Raw genomic sequence first — 16,802 nt, 5'->3', positions numbered from 1 at the left:
TTTTCGCGGGGAAGGGCGTGAGATAAGCGATATAGCCCTTGAAATAGTATAAATTTAGGTTGGTTTCTTTAGGCGAGTGCTACCGCTAGAGCCCTCTCATCTGGATGCGCCAGATGTGAGGGCCGTTTGCTACTTAAGTCGCTTCAGTGATTCTTCCTGACGATCCGCTGCATCTGCTGGGCGACCTGAGACGCGAGGTGAGCCAATGCTGTCCTCTGGCCCTGGACATCGAAGGTTCCGATTTCCTTGTTTTCCCTCGATACTTTGACGGTAACCTCGACTAATTCTCCCTGTACGCTGTAGCGGCCGGCGAGTCGGTACGCATTGGAGAATTCGTCCGTCTCTACAAAAACAAGCGGTGCCTCGCGCCCACTTGAGGAAATTTCTCGGAGGGCTCCGTTGACCTTGTCTCCAAACTTCAGGTTGTCCCGCCAGAGCTTTGCATCTTCGAAGCGGGTGCGCAGCACCAGCGGCCGTTTTTGGGATAGAGGTATCTGGTTGCGATCTGTCGCCTGGAGCTGTCCCACATCGAAGCTTTCGCCTCCTCGGGGGACTGATAGCCGGGGCTGCTGGATGCCGCCGAGGTCACCCGCCAATTGTGGAACACGATCGATCGCGTGGCTGAATAACTTCTGCACGTCTACAAACCCGTCAATACCCAACGCCGGGCCCTTCATTCCTTCGAGCAGACTATAAGTAAGAAGCCCCTGCCCATACTCGGACGCCTCGTAACTTACCGCATCTGCGGCCGAGCCTGCAAGTACGAACATGCCGGTACGGTCTTTCATGCGATCCAAAGAACGCGTCTGACTTGCCGACACGGAGCGGCTTGCTGTCAGGCTCAAAATGGCTTGTCCGGATGCGCAGGTGTCCAAAATAAATGCCTGCTTCAAGGCCGGCACTGCTTTGATCCATTCGGTCAGTTCTCGACTTGATACCGCAACCTGCCCGCGCACCGCCTTGTCCTTGAGTTCCATGCTGCTCGCGTCTCGGAGTAAATAGTAATAGTCGCCTTCAGCACCACCCCAAGTTATCCCGTGTCCCGCTAAGTAGACCACCAGGATATCTGTCGATTTGGCTTGTTTGAGCCATTCAAAGGCGGCCTCAAGATTACCTCGAGTGGCTGGGGTCGTCGAATCTGTTAACGTCTTGATATTGACCTCTTTGAAGCCTCGGTGCCCTTTGGCTGCGATTCTGAGAGCATTGGCGAAGTCGTCAGCATCCTTGGCGGCGTAGTTGAGATCAATATTGTTGCCACGGTACTCAGATACCCCCACGACCAAGGCCCATAAGGCTGGTGCCACGGCTGGCTGGGTGTCGCTTGGTCGCGCTTTGGGTCTGCCGCGGGGACGGCTCGCGAGATAGCCGGCGGCGTTGTAGGCGACGACTTCGATCGCGTTTTGTGTCCCGGCTATCATCAGTGGGCTGTTGGTAAGATCGACTTCCAGGTCTAGTACTGTCGCTTCCTGGTCATCCGGGCCGCGTGGCCGCGCGTCTTCGGTGACCTCCTTGCCGTTGACCAGAATTTGTACCCTGCCGATACCGCCGCCGCGGTTTTCCAGGCGCACATGCAGAACGGGATCATCGGGACTCGGATCGTGGGTCACAGTGACTTCGGGAAAAAGCGCGATACCGCTATCGTTAAACACTTCGACCTCGCGTAATCCCTCCTCATCAACATTGAGTTTCAAAACCTTGCCCAGAAGACCCGGCTCGTAGTAGCGTTCCTTTAGCTGCGAGAGTTTGATGGGTTCGAGGCCGACTACCCAGTGAAGGCCATCGATATCTCCACCGTTGGATGCATCGAATCGGCCAAAGGAGTCGACAACCGCCCAGGTGCCGTCATCGAACGAAAGCAGTCTGGCAAGCTCTTTGCCAGATTTGGTGTCCCAAATTCGGGTCGTACGGTCATTGCTGACCGTCAATACCTTGGAGCCATCCGGTGAAAAAGTCCCGGCGGAAAGACTGGCGGTATGGCCCTCGAATCTTTGTAGCTCATCACCTGTCACGGCATCCCAGAGGCGTGCTGTCTTATCGGAAATATTGGACCCGCTCATCGTCAAGACCTGTTTGCCATTCGAAGAAAAAACCGCCGAAACATAAGGCTGATCCGTGATCCTCCAGTCTTGCCTGCGCGCTTCTAAATTCCACAGGCCGGCTGCGTGGCCGTCGGCTCTGATCATCGCGGTTTTTCCGTCCGGCGAGAAAGCAATTATTTCTCCTTCCCAGCCATCAAAACGCTGCTCCTCCTGTTCTGTCTCGATGTTCCAAACGCGAGCGGTGCCGTCTTGCCCGCTTGTCAGCACGCGGCCGTCGGGTAAAAAAGCCACAGGTCCTACGCTTGAAGAGTTGTATCTGTTTTCTCCGTGGCCTTTGAATAAGTGTAATTGTTTGCCTGTCTTTACATCCCACAGCCGCGCTGTTCCATCGTCACCGCCTGTGAGTACTTGTTGATCATCGGCCGAAAACGCGACGGACCGGACTGCGTAGTATCCGTTCTTGTCCTTCCCGTGGCCTTTGAGCACCTGAAGCTCTTCACCTGTCCCCGCATACCACAGGCGCGCCGTGCCGTCATAACCACCCGTCAGCACGAGCCGGTCGTCTGCTGACAACGCTACGGCACGAATATCTACGTAGCCATACTGGCCTTTGCCGTGGCCTTCGTAGCGCTGCACCTCGGAACCCGTCTGCGCGTTCCACAGATGAGCTTTGTTGTCCGTTCCGGCTGTTAAAATTCGTCGGCCGTCTCCAGAGAAAGCCACCGCCGAGAGGCTGTATGCTCTCCCTTCTAATTTCTGGAGCTCGCGGTTGGTTTGCACATCCCAAAGGCGAGCTGTCTTGTCCCAGCTGGCCGACACGAGCTGCTTGCCGTCAGGCGAGAAGGCGACCGCAGCAACCTCTTGCTCGTGTCCCTCGAATTCACGTACCTTCGTCTTCGTAGCCGTGTCCCAGAGCGTAATCGGCCATGATGAAGTCACTACGTACCTGCCGTCGGGTGAAAAAATGGCGCCAGTGCTCTCTCCCGAAGACCCCTCAAATTGTCCCACTTCGAGGCCCGTTGAGACGTCCCACAGCCGGGATACTGATTCATCTCTGCTCGCGGAAAGTAGGTATTTACCGTCGGGCGGAGAGAAGGAAACTGAGCTGATCGCGCCCGTGTGCCCCACGAATTGCTGTTGCTGTTTTCCGGTCTTCGCGTTCCAAAGGCGAATCGTGAAGTCTTTTATGCCTCTGGTCTCATTGGTCGGATTGTAGCCCCCTCCGGTAACCACTTGTGTGCCGTCGGGTGAAAAGGCCACAGAGCTGATCGCGCTTCGATTACCCTCAAATCGCTGCAGTCTCTTGTACGTGCGGAGGTCCCACAAGCTCGCGGCGTTCGTCGCGGTCAGCAGTAACTGTGTTCCATCCGGTGAGACGGCCATCGCCGATACCAGTCCGTGGGTGTCGAAGCTATTGAGAATCTCGCCCGTCTGGATGTCAAACAAGTCTGCCTTCCAGCTCCCGACCAACGCCTGTTTGCCCTCCGCTGCAAAGGCGACCGACCAGACTGAATTTCGGTCTATCTCAAACCTTCTGATCTCGCGACCAGTAGCGTTATCCCACAGCACTGCGGCGGCGTCGTTGCCTCCTGTCAGGACTTGCTTCCCTGTGGGTGAGAAAGCCACAGATGCCAATCGTTGATCGTGTCCCAATTGCGGCATTAGCTTAGGCGTTGAAGGCGCCGCCGGCTCGGCAGACGTCGCTATGCCAGGCACAAGCAGGATAGCTGCCAGAACGACTAATAGTAACTTCAGCTCTTTCATAATAACGCCTCTTTCAATATTCGATTCAGAGCGATGGACGGAAGTCATTACTCCTTTGACGGAAACCTTTTGCGAGCAATCTATGCCCGGTCAGGCAGGCCATCGCCTCATTCCCGGAGGGTGTCTGCGTCTCTTAGCTGGAAAAATTCTTGTAGCAGTTTCCGGAAATCAGCGTCAACCGGCATTTGTTCCAACGCTTTTTTCCTGCTCTGTTTGTCCTTTTCGGCAATGAATGAGATTGCCGCCAAGGTATCTAAGTAATCATTTAGTTTTTCACTCTGCTTTGAAGTCCGTTCGAGTTCTACTGCTCGTTTGGTAGCATTGAGCGCGCGGTCCAGATGATCCCAAGCTTCTCTGTGCAAGGTATCGGCATTTTTATCACCACGCGCGGTGAGGCGGGAAATAGTTTCTGTGCCTGCACCCGTATTGGCTGCACCATTGTCATCCTGTTGGGTGGTTGGCAGGCCGCTGCGCTGTTCCAGCTGAACTTCTGGCGGCGAACTGAGGATCATTGCGCCGATAACTATCGAACCAAAAAGGGCAAAAAAAGTACCTGGAGCAGCATTTTTCATGCTGACCTCATACCCGCCCAACTTGGCTTCCATTGATGCACCCGGGTTATCACTCCCGGCGGCAAATATCCCCCTTACGAACAACTTGTAGCCCAGTACAATACTGACGCCGCCGACTAGAATAATGGCCACACGGAAAATGATAAGGTAGGTGATAACTGCATAGATGGTCGAATTATTCATCGGTAAACCTCTTGCAAAATGTGTTGTGTGATGGCGAATGACAAACCAGATTGCGACTGGAAATTCGTTTAATTCGCGACAACAGAGATCTGACAAAGGGAAGGAAGAATAAAGCCCTTTTTATGCAGATTCAGTAGTAACTTGACATGAATACGTCATCATGTATCCCTTTAATCGCTTTTAGCTTGTTTTTAACGCTCGTTTTTGGTTGGGAAATTGCCCATTTATGCCTTGCCGCCGTGCTTGATCGGCAGCTACATAGTGTATGAAGTTTACATCTGAGAGTGATCTAAAATGGCGCTGAATTGGCGTTCAGAGAGTGAGAGCTAGCGTCTCATTTGATTCAGATTAAGCGAAATCATCGTCACTTAAAGTATCGATGTTATAAGCGTCGTGATGATTGTCCTTGGGTTGGTGCTTACGTTGCTATTCGTCAGTATGATAGTGCTGAATTTAAGCTGAAAGACCTACAAGCCCTGTATTCAACAGGACGAGTCCAGCGCCAGCAAGAGTCTGTCGGATTAGGCGAAGTCAGTGATATTCAGGGGAGGAGTCAACCCGACTGTCGGCGCGATACTCTTCGAAGAGAATTAAAGGGTTCTAATCATCATTAATAGAAATAGCTTTTCGAGCATTACTCAATTATTGCCAGCTCGACTTCGTATCTTCTGGTGCTGATAATCCATACCGACTAATGGCTGGTTTTCAAGCAATATACGAAACTGTTCCGCACTTACCGGTGGGCTAAAAAAATATCCTTGAATTTCATCACAGTTAAGCTGCCGTAACATATCAAACTCAGCTTGTGTCTCCACACCTTCAGCGACAACAGACATGCCTAAATCATGTGACATTTGAATTACATGCTTAACCAAGTTTACTCTCTCTTTCGATTTTGTAAGTTCTTTTACAAACGATTGATCAACTTTCAATGTATCTATAGGTAAGCGACTCAAATAATTTAATGATGAATACCCTGTACCAAAATCATCAAGCGCTAACTTTATTCCGAGGCCTTTCATTTCATGTAACAATTTGAGGCTACTATCTATATCCTGCATCAGAAATGTCTCTGTGATCTCGAACTCTATTTGAGTGGGAGAGACGCCTGATGAGCGTAAAATATGATCGATTTTTTTAGTCAGGTTTTCTCGTTGTAATTGCCGTCCGGACAGGTTAATTGACAGTAAAAAAGAAGGTAATCCCTCTTTTTCCCAGGCATTTATTTGAGTGCTGGCGGTAGACAGTACCCATTCACCAATTGAATCAATCAAGCCATTCGACTCTGCTAAAGGAATAAACACAGAGGGTGCAACCATGCCAAGCAAATCATGCTTCCAGCGCAACAAGGATTCAGCACCAACGATGCAACCTGTAATTAAAGAGACCTTAGGTTGATAAACAACCGATAGTTGGTTGCGTTCCAACGCTCTGTGCAGATCACTTTGCAGCCCCATCAGTTCGCTGCTTTTAAGGTTCATTGACGCTTGATAGCGAGGGAATCGGATAAATCCGGGCTGCTTTGAATGATTAGCAGCAATCTGCGCATTACGTAGTAATAACTCGGGAGTCGTTCCGTCTTCAGGGCTGATTCCGTAACCGGCACTGAATGAGATATGCAATTCTCGTCCGCCAATTATGATCAGTTCCTCAAAGGGTTGTAATAAGCGCTGTATTAATCGCTCGCTATCTTCTTGCGAGTAACTTGCCGGCATAATAAGTACGAACTCATCACCGCTCATTTGGCCCAGTACGCTGTCTGCAGGCTTATTCTGTATGAGCTCCCGGGCAATTGAAGACAATAGCTGATCCGCTAACTCATAGCCTAAGCTGTCGTTATAACTACGAAAGTTATTAACGTCCAAGTAAAATGCAGAAACTGGTAGGGCGTGTCCTATCCACTCATGGAGACTGAGCAGCAGTTTGCTCCGTGACAAAAGTTGGTCGACGCCCAGCGGCGCCGAATGCTGCTCTTTTTGTGTGCGGTAGTGTTCAAAAGCCTGATCGACTGTTTCTATCAGCAGGCTTTTATCCCAAGGCTTTGTAAGGAACTTATAAGCTGTGCCACTATTTAATATGTCGATGGCCGCCTCTAAATCAGCATGCCCACTTAGAATAATGCCAACCACATGAGGAAAGCGCTGCTTAACGTGCGCTAATAATACTCCTCCAGTCATATCGGGCATTCTGAAATCCGTTAATACTGCTTTAATTTCAGGATGTGTCTGTAAAATATCAAGTGCTTCCGCACCACTTTGGGCAGAAACTATTTGATATCCAGCATGACGAAATAAACGTTTTAAAGCACTGATAATCTTCCGATCATCATCAACCAGTAACAGTGTCTTCTGCGCACCCACTTATTCTCTCCTGTTATTGTCTGGCATTATCAGCTTTATTTAGGTTGATGTCTTGCTTTAATATAAGTTTGTACTAATTTAAATAAAAAATATATTATTATCTCATATTAGTTTTATTGGTGATATTATATTTTTATGAACTTAAAGTGAACGGGTATACCGTATGACCAACCACGCCGAAATAAACACAGGGACTCATCCAGAAATTCCCTTTGTTCCGTGTAAAATTCTGTGTGTTGATGATGAACCCAGCGTATTAAGTGCGCTCAAACGTTTATTACGCACGACTACCTATGAAGTCTTTATTGAGGGTAGTGGGCAAGGTGCGTTAACACTAATGCAAGAACATCGTATCGATCTGGTGATTTCTGATATGCGTATGCCCGGAATGAGCGGCGTCGAATATCTATCTGAGGTTGCAGCGCTTTATCCGGATACTATACGTATTTTATTGACGGGTTATTCTGATATGGAATCAACCATTGCCGCAGTTAATCATGGAAAAATCCACCATTATATTCAAAAACCCTGGAATAATCAGGAAGTCCTGATAACGATTGAGCAAGCACTTGAGCATAAGCTATTGGCTGACGAAAACATTAGGCTCAGCCAGGAAGTAGAAAAACAAAATGATGAACTTATTCATGTAAATCTGCAGCTTGAAAGCCGCGTTCAGCAGCGAACGCTACAAATTCGTGAAACTATGAGAGCACTTGAAGAGCAAAATACAATAAATAAAGAAAATAATCGTGACGTTCTAAAAGTTTTTTATAACCTTCTTAGTATGAATGAGAATCTTGGTGGAATTCACGCCATGAAAATCGGCGAGCTTTGCACTCTGATCGGAATGCGCCTGGGTTATGGAAAGCATGAATTACAACAACTTAAGCTAGCAGGACTGTTACATGAATTGGGCTTACTTTGTATGGATTCATCACTTTCCAAAACACCTTTTTTTGCTTTGGGAGTGGCACAAAAGAAGCTATATAGAACACATCCTCTGCATGCGTATGCAGCCATGGCACCGGTTGCTCGCTTATCGTTAGCGGCTAGTATTATTTTGCACCAATACGAACAAATAAATGGTTGTGGCACGCCAGATAAACTGCAAGGTGAGCAGATACCGGAAGGTTCACGTATTCTGATGATTGCCCGTGATTATATGGCATTAACACAAGCAAAATTAATGCCCATCCGCCTTGCTCGTCAGTGTGCTTTAGATTATGTAAACCATAGAACAGGCAGTCACTATGATGAAAAAATCGTGTCAATTTTACCCTTAGTGTTGCCTCAATTCGAATCCGATAGTATTGCACGAAACGAGAAGAAAATTGCCTGTTCACAGCTTAAGCCCAACATGGTGCTCTCTCGGGATGTTATCAATAGTAAAGAAATTTTATTGGCAGATGAAGGCCATAAACTGACCAAAGAAAGCATTGCCAGTTTATGTGATTTTGAAAATTCAGATGAACAAATATTGAAAATATATGTTTTAGAAAAACAGCATTAACATATTATAAGTGACGCTCAGAATAGGAGTACGCTTAAAATACAGTGTCGTTATATTATCCGCTCTGCGCTATCAGAAAAAGGTTGGCCGTAACAAGCTTACGGTAAAACCTGAACGAGGCTATTCAAAATACAGCCACTGAAAACACAAATCAATGATATGGGCGCTAAGACTCACACGGTTTTTTTGGATAGATATCGAATGCCTGTTACTAATGCGCTGGTGTGATTACGATCATTGCAAGCATTGAAGATTTAGTTGTGATAGAAAAGAAACTTAGTCACCTAAATAAAAAAAAATAATAAAGGGATTATAATACTATGATCACATCAAACCAATTTACACAGATGTTTCCACGAGCTAAAGATGCTGCTGAGCTCGTTGAAGCGATGAATGACATTTTTCCGAAATACAATATCGATACACCACAGCGTATAGCTGGCTTTATTGCTCAAACAGGTCATGAGTCTGCTGGGTTCAGGGCTTTTTCTGAGAACTTAAACTATTGCGCTAAATCTTTAGACGTGGTGTTCGGTAAGTATTTTAAACGCGCAGGCGTTGATGCTGATGAATACGCTCGCGAACCAGAAAAGATTGCCAATCATGTTTATGCAAACCGCATGAAAAACGGTGATGAGGATAGTGGCGATGGATACACGTTCCGCGGGGGCGGCATCTTGCAGCTAACTGGTCGTGATAACTATACGCGTTTTGGAAAAAGCGTAGGTATGACAGCAGAAGAAGCAGTCGACTATGTGCGTACTCCCAAGGGTGCTATTGAATCTGCGTGTTGGTTCTGGAAGGCAAACAGGCTTAATAAGTACTGCGATAGCAGTGATATTAAGATGCTGACTAAACGTATTAACGGTGGTTATATCGGACTTGAAGAGCGTATTAATAATTGGAATGCGGCACTGGCTGCAATGGGCGTTGAGTATGCTGAGTGCGATGCAGAAGTTGAGCATGAAGATCTTGATGTCGAGGATATCGGAATCCTGAAGCGTGGGATGCGTGGTGAAGGCGTTAAAATGATGCAGGAAGCAATCGGTATCGTTAGTGTTGATGGTGTTTTTGGACCTGGCACAGAGAAGGCGGTTAAGCGCTGGCAATCAGATCATGGCTTGACAGCTGATGGCGTAGTAGGTCCTCTGACGCTTGATAAGATGTTTGTTTAAGTACAAGTTATGACAAAACATGATTAAAGCCGCTAAAGAAAAAATAGCGGCTTTTTTATAAATATAAGTCAGGTTTGATATTATTACGATACAAATAACTGATTATATTTATTCTCGTTTAGGCTCTGCACTTTTATTGATTTTGTAAAAACCTATCCATTGATTATCGCTGCAGATAACTCATTTGGGTTCGGCGATCGTCAGATATTTTGCTACTGAGCGTTAGCACTTCGTTGCCGTGGCGATCTTGAAGTGCGGGAATTAATGCCTCGGTAAGGTTTGCTCTGACATTATTGAAATCACAATCTGGATATACCGTAAAGTATGTCGTGGGAGCTTGGTCTACAGAGAATTTATGTTGCCCATGTGGTCGTGAATAGTTTGATTAAAAACAAAGCAACCAATAAATAGGGTCTGAATGGTGCTGCCTCAGTTGTTAGGCACCATAAAGTGTATCCAGAGGCTGAATCTACTCTATGGTGCCAAGTGTGGCTTTATTTTACGCTCAAATGAAACGAGTGAATAAAGGTTGCTGGTTCGTTCTGCATTTTCGCATCATTAACAACAATGCCAAACCCGCCAGGAATATACCGCCTGGCTCTGGGACTTCAGCAAAGCCAGCTGCATCAATTGCAATATAGTATTCTTCAAAATCCCAGGCGGCTAGGGTAAGGTCAGTTATTTGGACGGTAAAAGAATCCCCTAAACCAGATGATCCAGCTCCTTCTATAAGGCTGTCGAATTCAATAAAGTCATCAAAAATAACGTTAAAATAGCTATCTTCAATGTAGACAGCGGCATAAGCCAAGGCTTCTTCATTGAGGCTGTCTGTGAAAATATTAGCAGACCAGGATATATCAAAGGTCACATCGCCAGTGATTGCTGAGCCTGTAGTGTTTTCGATATAGAAATAGCCATCCGTAGACCAAGTACTAACAACCGAGCCTGGGGCGCCAGTTACGTCACCATTGGCCGCCGCACGTAGACTACCAATTTCTCCCGATCCTAAAGGGGCGTAGTCAGCATCGCCACTGCCTGATGCATCACCTGATGCACTGCCCTCAACAAATACATCATTGTCAAAAAGCTCTGTCGCGAACTCATTGGTCAAAAATGTGGACGAAACTTTCAGATCCACCTCTGCATCAAAGCTTGCAATAATAGAACCTTGAGAAACGGCACTAAACAAACTGGCACCGCACAGGAACAAACCAAGACCGACTTTTTTCACTAGCATTTTTTTAAACATCTTTTTATCCTTTAAATCTCTTCCGTTTTATTATGGTGTAGTTATCCCTAAAAGTGACATGTGGTTACATACTGGGAAGAAAGCACAATTCATGCCAATAAAACAATATGTCAATACTTCAGTTGCTTAAAAATAAACTCATTTTTTTAATTTTAATTTTGTAAAGAAACCTGACACAAAAGCTATTAAATACAAGACTCTTTCTGTTCACAGATAATAAGGTTTAATTACTTAGTTAAAAGTTTCGCAAGGGTGAGTGTGCCTGATTCTAATGGACTTCCTTTGCGGTAGACGATCGATAGCTGAACATATTTTGGGCCATGGATGACCGGTGTCATGACAAGGGACTTTTCATACCGGCTGCCAACCACCATATTCTTGCCAATAATGGTGTAGCCCAAACCCGCAGAGATACAGCCTAAAACACCATCTGCACTACTCATTACCATTAGCTCGTCACTATCCCGGCCAGCTTCCTGTTGCCAGAAAAGAGCGCATTTTCTGTAGCCACAACCTTCCTCTCGCACAAACAATATCGGATCATAATCGCTTTCTAAAGGTGTCACTATAACCAGCTCTTCTTGCACAATGGGTATAACAACCAGATTTTCATGTTTAGGGGCATTACCCAAAGCAGCACAGTCAACTTTGTTATCCAAGACAGCAAATACAAGCCTGTCACTGGTATCAGTATAAATTTTCGTTCGAATCTCCGGATGATTCTGCTTGAGTTGTTTGAGCGCCAGAGGCATATGAACGGCTGCAAATGTTTCTGGCATGCCGACTCTTAACTCATAACGGCCCTTATCACGTGTAATGGCGGATGTAGCCTGATATTCCAACTGCAAAATCTGATTGGCATATTCACAAAGCTGTTGTCCGCTCTGTGTTAGTTGTAGCTTTCTTCCCACCAAATTAAACAATTTTGTATCCAGCTCGTTTTCCAGTTTTTTAATTCGGTTAGTGATGTTGGACTGGACCGTATGAAGTTTATCTGCAGCACCTTTAATGCCTCCTTCATCAACCACTGCCTTAAAGGTTTTCAGTGTCAAAATTTCCATAAGGTTCTCTAAATAAGAAGCTTTAGTTCTAAATGATTCAATTTTTAATCTTATCAGAGCAGGATATTATTTGTTAATGATCTTTCAGCAGCAAGGTAATGAGCATGTTAACGGAGTTGACAAAAAGCCGGGTCTATTTAGCCGGTATTTGTAGTTTAATTGTGACCGTGGGGGTAGCACGTTTCTCCTATAGCCTGTTATTACCGATAATGCAGGATAGTGCAGGCCTGACTGAAACCGGCGGAGGCTGGCTGGCTACCACCAACTATATGGGTTACATGGTAGGCGTAATACTGGCTGCGAGCCTGCATAACCTAAACCACAAGTACAGCTTGCACCGGGTTTACCTTCTATTGAGTATTATCACCTCAGCAGCCATGGTGATGACGACTGATATGATTACCTGGGCTGTGTTGCGATTTATTGCTGGAATTTGTGCGTCAGGGGGGATGATCATCGCCTCTGGTCTGATCCTTAAATGGCTGGTTAACAATAACCACCGTGCAGAGTTAGGTATTCACTTCTCTGGTGCCGGGCTCAGCATCATTGCTACATCATTACTGGTAGAAGTGATGCTGACTATGTCAGCCAGCTGGCAGCAACAGTGGCTGGCGTTAGCTATTATGGCAGCAATATTCGCCATTCCGGCATGGTTATGGATGCCACACCCTTCTGCAAATGCTCAAGCGGGGGGTACCGCAAAAGATAACCCTCCGGGTAAAACTTTCACGTCTATGATGATGTTGGCCTATTTTTGTGCGGGTTATGGCTATGTTGTGAGCTCCACCTTTATTGTGGATATTGTTGAAGGTACCGAAGGTCTGCAAGGGCAGGGAGGGTTTGCTTTTATATTGGTTGGATTAGCGGCCACTCCGGCAGCACTCGTCTGGGATCGAATCGCACGCAATGTTGGCTATCTCAAAGCATTAATAGGCGCATACACACTGCAGGCTGTAGGGATTATTCTCCCTGCAATAAATGACACCTTACCTGTTGTTATAGTAAGTGCGCTGTTGTTTGGTGGAACGTTTATCGCCTGTGTCAGCCTGGTACTGACCATGGCGGGTAAGTTTTACCCCAGTAACCCGGCTAAGTTCATGGGGACAATGACCTTGGCTTTTGGTGCAGCACAAATTATTGCACCGGTCTGTACGGGATATCTTGCCGACGCTTTTGGAAACTATAATTATGGGCTCTATTTATCTGCCGGTGTCATGGTAATGGGCGTTATATTTTTGCTTAGGCTATTAAGTATAGAGAGGGTAATCTCCACGGAAATAGACAGTCTCAAAAGTAGAGTTTTCTCGTAATCTATACACAGGAGGTTTTGCATAAAAAAGCCGGCTAAGTGCCGGCTTTTTTTCGATGCCTCAATCCCGGGGGATCAGAAGCCCCGGCTAACAGCCAGCCAGCCGCGCACCGAGTCGGCGTCGCTGAGCAACGCCGGGGTGGCGCCTATAGGTGCTGCGATGCTGGCTTTGGCGCTCCACTGGTTCGGGCCTGTCCAGTTGAGTCCCACGCCCGCGCCGCTCAGGGTTGCCTTGTTGGCACCGCTCAGGCCAGACCAGCTATCCTGGTTGAGGGTGACCTGAGCGCTGTCGATAAATGCCAGCGCCTGCCATTGGCCTGCCCACGTCATGCCGAGGTCATGGCGCAGTTCGACACTGCCGCTATACCCGCTATCGCCAGATAATGCACCTATGTCATAGGCGCGCACCGAGTAAGGACCGCCCGCACTCATCTTTTGTGAGGAATCCAGGTTGCCGTCGGCCCATTGACCGGACAAGGTGAGATATAGACTGGTATTCGGACTCAGGCGCTGCAGGTGCGTCAAGCTGGCGTTCCATTTTGAGAACCCGCCCTGGCTATTCGCGCTGGCCGCATCGGCCGCCTCCGCGACACTGTCGTCGAACGCGACCCGGCCAACGGTTACCCCCAGGCTCCAGAGACTTATGCTGCCGGCCCCCAAGGTATCGCGTGCGTCGCCGGCCAGGCTGGCTGTCCCGTTATCCAGATGGCGGTCGGTGCGAATTTCACTGAGGTCGACGCGGTCGCGCAAGCGCAGCCGGTCATACTGAATCTGCCCGCTGAGGTTAAGGTTCCGACTGCGTATTAGCGGATGCTTGGCCCACAGACTGCCTACCTGAGCGTTGCCGTGGGCATCGAGGTCCTCGAACTCTTCAGCCAGCTGGTAGTCCAGCGCCGAATAGCTGCCACCTACACGCGTGCCCTGTCCATTAACCAGTGATTCATAACCGAGGCGGCCATAGTTCAGCCCGCTCCCCGAACTGAGTGCGCTCAGACTCAACACATCGCCATGGCCCGACAGGTTATTGATGTTCAGCGTGCCGCCGAGCCGCTCGCGCCCGGTGGCGCGGTTGCCATAACCGTCCAGCGTCAGATTGGCCGAAACCCTCGGGCTCTCCAGAGTATCGACCTGCAGATCCGAGGTGCCTACTGCCTGCCCCGGTTTCAGGGTAGCTTTGATCGCGATGCCCGGAATGTCCGAGAGCAGCAGCAGTTGTTGATCCAGCGCCGTTTGGCGGATGGCCTGGCCGCTTTTCAGGGGCACAAGCGCGGCCGTCAGTAGCGAATCCTTGACCCGGCTGCGGTTATCCAGACTGATTTCGCCGTAGTGCGCCTCGACCACCTGGATAAGCACCTGGCCATCACGAATGGTCTGCGCCGGAATGATCGCCCGGGCCAGCGGGTAACCTTGCTCACGATAATACGCCGTGATGCGGTCGGTCAGCTCGCCCAGTTGCGAAAGGGTCATGTCGGTGTTTTCAGCTTCTGCCACCAAGGCATGCAGGGTCGCGTTGTCAAACGCTGTGTTGCCCGAGATGCGCAGAGCTTTGACCCGGAAAGGCGCGCTCGCCGGCAGCGTAGAGACGCTCGGTACGATGCGTAAACCGGTCCCGGTGGAAGAGGGCACGGGTGCTTCAAGCGGCTGGATCTCCCGCAGAATCGAGCCGGCATCAGGCACTTCAGGGCCTGCCGCCTGAACACAGAAGGGCGCAGCCGCCAACAGCAGAGCGGCACAGAGTGGTTTGAGAGTTTGCAGAGGGATCACCTTATTAGTAACAACGTATTTGTAATTCATTATTCTGCCACCATCGTTTCCGGAAGATTTACGCCGCCACTGACAATTTGCATTGCAGGGCCGCCGCTGGCTATCGCCATCTGGGTATTCAGCGCCGCACTGTTGGCGTCGTCCGCGGAAGAATCGTCCGCTGAGCCGTTGTCTGAATTATCGCTTTGCGACACCCGAACGGACGATGAGCCATTGAGGGCCTGAGGCTGACTGCGGACCTGAGGCGATAGCACGCTGGAGGCCAGTTGCGCGGTAACCTGGACTACTGGATTAGTGGCCGTGCCTGGCGTGAGTGTCAGGGCGCTGGCATTGCCGGCGCCCTGGACGAAGCGATAGTTGCCGGCCGTCAGGCCCGCGCCATTGATTGCGTATGAGCCTGGCTGGCTAGTGGCACCGGCTTCAGTCGTCCAGGTCGGGGCTCCGCTGGTCGAACCTATCAGAGTTTCGCCGGCCACAAACCCGCTCACCCCTCCGGAGAGCTCGCCCGGTGCTTGCCCGGAAAAGAAGCTGACCGCTGTGGCACTGTAGGTGAGTGCTGCCTGGGTGATGTCAGCGGTAGTCGTTGTTTGATCGACGATGGCGTAGTTGCTAACGTCGGCCCCCGTGTAATGGCTGGCGAGTGTGACAGTTTTGTCTGCGGCCGCATTTTTGTCAGCAAACAGGCCGGTCGCACTCAGGCTCAAGGCATCTCCATCAATCAAACCGGTCAGGAGAAGATTCGCCGTATTCAGGGTAGCGCTGCTGTCGCCGTTATAGGTCTTGTCGCCAGCCGTGAGGCCAGTGACCAACAGATCAGCCTGGGTTATATCGGCCGTTAAGCCGGCTTGTTGCACTAGGTTATAGTTGCCGGCATCGTCACCGCTGAGGGTATTGCCGCTGGCGGTGACCGTCTTGTCGGAACCGACGTTTTTATCGGCGAACAGCCCGCCGGCCGTGCCATCCAGAGTGACGTCGTCACCGCTGATAGCTGCAACGGCTGAGGTGCCACCCAGTGCAGCGATGGCGTTGGCGTTATAGGTCTTGTCGCCAGCCGTGAGGCCGGTGACCAACAGATCAGCCTGGGTTATATCAGCCGTTAAGCCGGCCTGTTGCACCAGATTGTAATTGCCGGCATCGTCGCCGCTGAGGCTGTTGCCCGTTACGTCGATGGTTTTGTCGGTGGCGACGTTTTTATCAGCGAACAGCCCGCCGGCAGTGCCGTCCAGAATGACAGAGTCACCGTCGAGGGCGGTCACGGCTGCCGTGCCGCCCAGTGCGGCAGTGGTTGGCGGTGCCGCCTACAGTTACGTCATCGCTGCCCAGCTTGGTAATTGCGGCGGTGCCGCCCAGGATAGCGTCGGTAGTGGCATCATAGACCTTGTCGCCGACGGTGAGGCCGGTGACTGACAGATCCGCTTTGCTGATATCGGCAGAAAGACCAGCTTGTTGCAGCAGGTTGTAGTTGCCGGCATCGGTGCCCGACAGGCTGTTGCCCGTGACGGTGATCGTCTTGCCGGTATCGACATTTTTGTCAGCGAACAGGCCGCTGGCGCTGCCGCCTAATCGATGGTTTTGTCGGTGGCGACGTTTTTATCAGCGAACAGCCCGCCGGCCGTGCCGTCCAGAGTGACGTCGTCACCGCTGATAGCTGCAACGGCTGCGGTGCCGCCCAAGATAGCGGCGGTGTTGGCATTATAGGTCTTGTCGCCAGCCGTGAGGCCAGTGACCAACAGATCAGCCTGGGTTATATCGGCCGTCAAACCGGTCTGCTGCAGCAGGTTGTAGTTGCCGGCGTCGGTGCCCGACAGGCTGTTGC

13 protein-coding genes are annotated in these 16,802 nt (G+C 49.6%); 4 read left to right on the top strand and 9 right to left on the bottom strand.

The window, feature by feature from the left end:
- Positions 1-143: 143 nt before the first annotated feature.
- Both Nant_RS14020 and Nant_RS14015 read right to left on the bottom strand, forming a co-directional pair.
- On the bottom strand, positions 144-3,803 hold the full coding sequence (locus Nant_RS14020; protein ID WP_054342294.1) for a caspase family protein: 3,660 nt from the start codon (positions 3,801-3,803) through the stop codon (positions 144-146).
- 107 nt (positions 3,804-3,910) lie between these two features.
- On the bottom strand, positions 3,911-4,558 hold the full coding sequence (locus Nant_RS14015) for a hypothetical protein (protein ID WP_054342293.1): 648 nt from the start codon (positions 4,556-4,558) through the stop codon (positions 3,911-3,913).
- Positions 4,559-4,896: 338 nt separating this feature from the next.
- On the opposite strand from Nant_RS14015, the gene Nant_RS21340 reads away from it, so the two are divergent.
- Positions 4,897-5,172: a hypothetical protein gene (locus Nant_RS21340; protein ID WP_143773503.1), complete on the top strand. Its 276-nt coding sequence runs from the start codon at positions 4,897-4,899 to the stop codon at positions 5,170-5,172.
- Between the two features lie 24 nt (positions 5,173-5,196).
- Here the strand turns inward: Nant_RS21340 and Nant_RS14010 are convergent, their stop codons facing one another.
- The gene (locus Nant_RS14010) at positions 5,197-6,918 is read right to left on the bottom strand and encodes an EAL domain-containing response regulator (RefSeq protein WP_054342292.1); all 1,722 of its coding nucleotides are present in this window, start codon (positions 6,916-6,918) and stop codon (positions 5,197-5,199) included.
- Between the two features lie 163 nt (positions 6,919-7,081).
- Here Nant_RS14010 and nosR point away from each other — a divergent pair, with 163 nt between their 5' ends.
- On the top strand, positions 7,082-8,428 hold the full coding sequence (gene nosR, locus Nant_RS14005) for a response regulator c-di-GMP phosphodiesterase, NosR family (RefSeq protein WP_054342291.1): 1,347 nt from the start codon (positions 7,082-7,084) through the stop codon (positions 8,426-8,428).
- A 320-nt stretch (positions 8,429-8,748) separates the two neighbouring features.
- Positions 8,749-9,603, top strand: a complete 855-nt coding sequence (locus Nant_RS14000) for a peptidoglycan-binding protein (RefSeq protein ID WP_054342290.1) — start codon at positions 8,749-8,751, stop codon at positions 9,601-9,603.
- A 505-nt stretch (positions 9,604-10,108) separates the two neighbouring features.
- Here Nant_RS14000 and Nant_RS13995 read toward each other — a convergent pair.
- Both Nant_RS13995 and Nant_RS13990 read right to left on the bottom strand, forming a co-directional pair.
- Positions 10,109-10,852: a hypothetical protein gene (locus Nant_RS13995; RefSeq protein ID WP_054342289.1), complete on the bottom strand. Its 744-nt coding sequence runs from the start codon at positions 10,850-10,852 to the stop codon at positions 10,109-10,111.
- A gap of 227 nt (positions 10,853-11,079) precedes the next feature.
- Complete coding sequence (locus Nant_RS13990) at positions 11,080-11,913, bottom strand: LysR family transcriptional regulator (protein ID WP_054342288.1); 834 nt, start codon at positions 11,911-11,913, stop codon at positions 11,080-11,082.
- Positions 11,914-12,011: 98 nt separating this feature from the next.
- Here Nant_RS13990 and Nant_RS13985 point away from each other — a divergent pair, with 98 nt between their 5' ends.
- On the top strand, positions 12,012-13,223 hold the full coding sequence (locus tag Nant_RS13985; RefSeq protein WP_202905025.1) for a YbfB/YjiJ family MFS transporter: 1,212 nt from the start codon (positions 12,012-12,014) through the stop codon (positions 13,221-13,223).
- Positions 13,224-13,297: 74 nt separating this feature from the next.
- Here the strand turns inward: Nant_RS13985 and Nant_RS13980 are convergent, their stop codons facing one another.
- The 4 genes from Nant_RS13980 to Nant_RS21840 form a co-directional block, all read right to left on the bottom strand.
- Positions 13,298-15,016 carry a ShlB/FhaC/HecB family hemolysin secretion/activation protein gene (locus Nant_RS13980; protein WP_054342286.1) on the bottom strand — a complete coding sequence of 573 codons (1,719 nt, stop codon included), beginning with the start codon at positions 15,014-15,016 and terminating at the stop codon, positions 13,298-13,300.
- Entirely contained in the window at positions 15,016-16,260 is a 1,245-nt protein-coding gene (locus Nant_RS13975) for a YDG domain-containing protein (RefSeq protein ID WP_274378337.1), read from the bottom strand. The genes Nant_RS13980 and Nant_RS13975 overlap by 1 nt, the downstream gene beginning before the upstream one ends.
- Complete coding sequence (locus tag Nant_RS21935; protein WP_420798934.1) at positions 16,223-16,492, bottom strand: YDG domain-containing protein; 270 nt, start codon at positions 16,490-16,492, stop codon at positions 16,223-16,225. The genes Nant_RS13975 and Nant_RS21935 overlap by 38 nt, the downstream gene beginning before the upstream one ends.
- Before the next feature lie 53 nt (positions 16,493-16,545).
- Positions 16,546-16,802: YDG domain-containing protein (locus Nant_RS21840; protein WP_054342284.1), on the bottom strand; the 257-nt coding region annotated here is incomplete at its 5' end.

Source organism: Neptunomonas antarctica (assembly GCF_001305295.1).
Taxonomy (GTDB): Bacteria; Pseudomonadota; Gammaproteobacteria; order Pseudomonadales; family Balneatricaceae; genus Neptunomonas; species Neptunomonas antarctica.
Note: the sequence above shows the minus strand (reverse complement) of the source record. Positions and strands in the feature narration are given on the sequence as shown.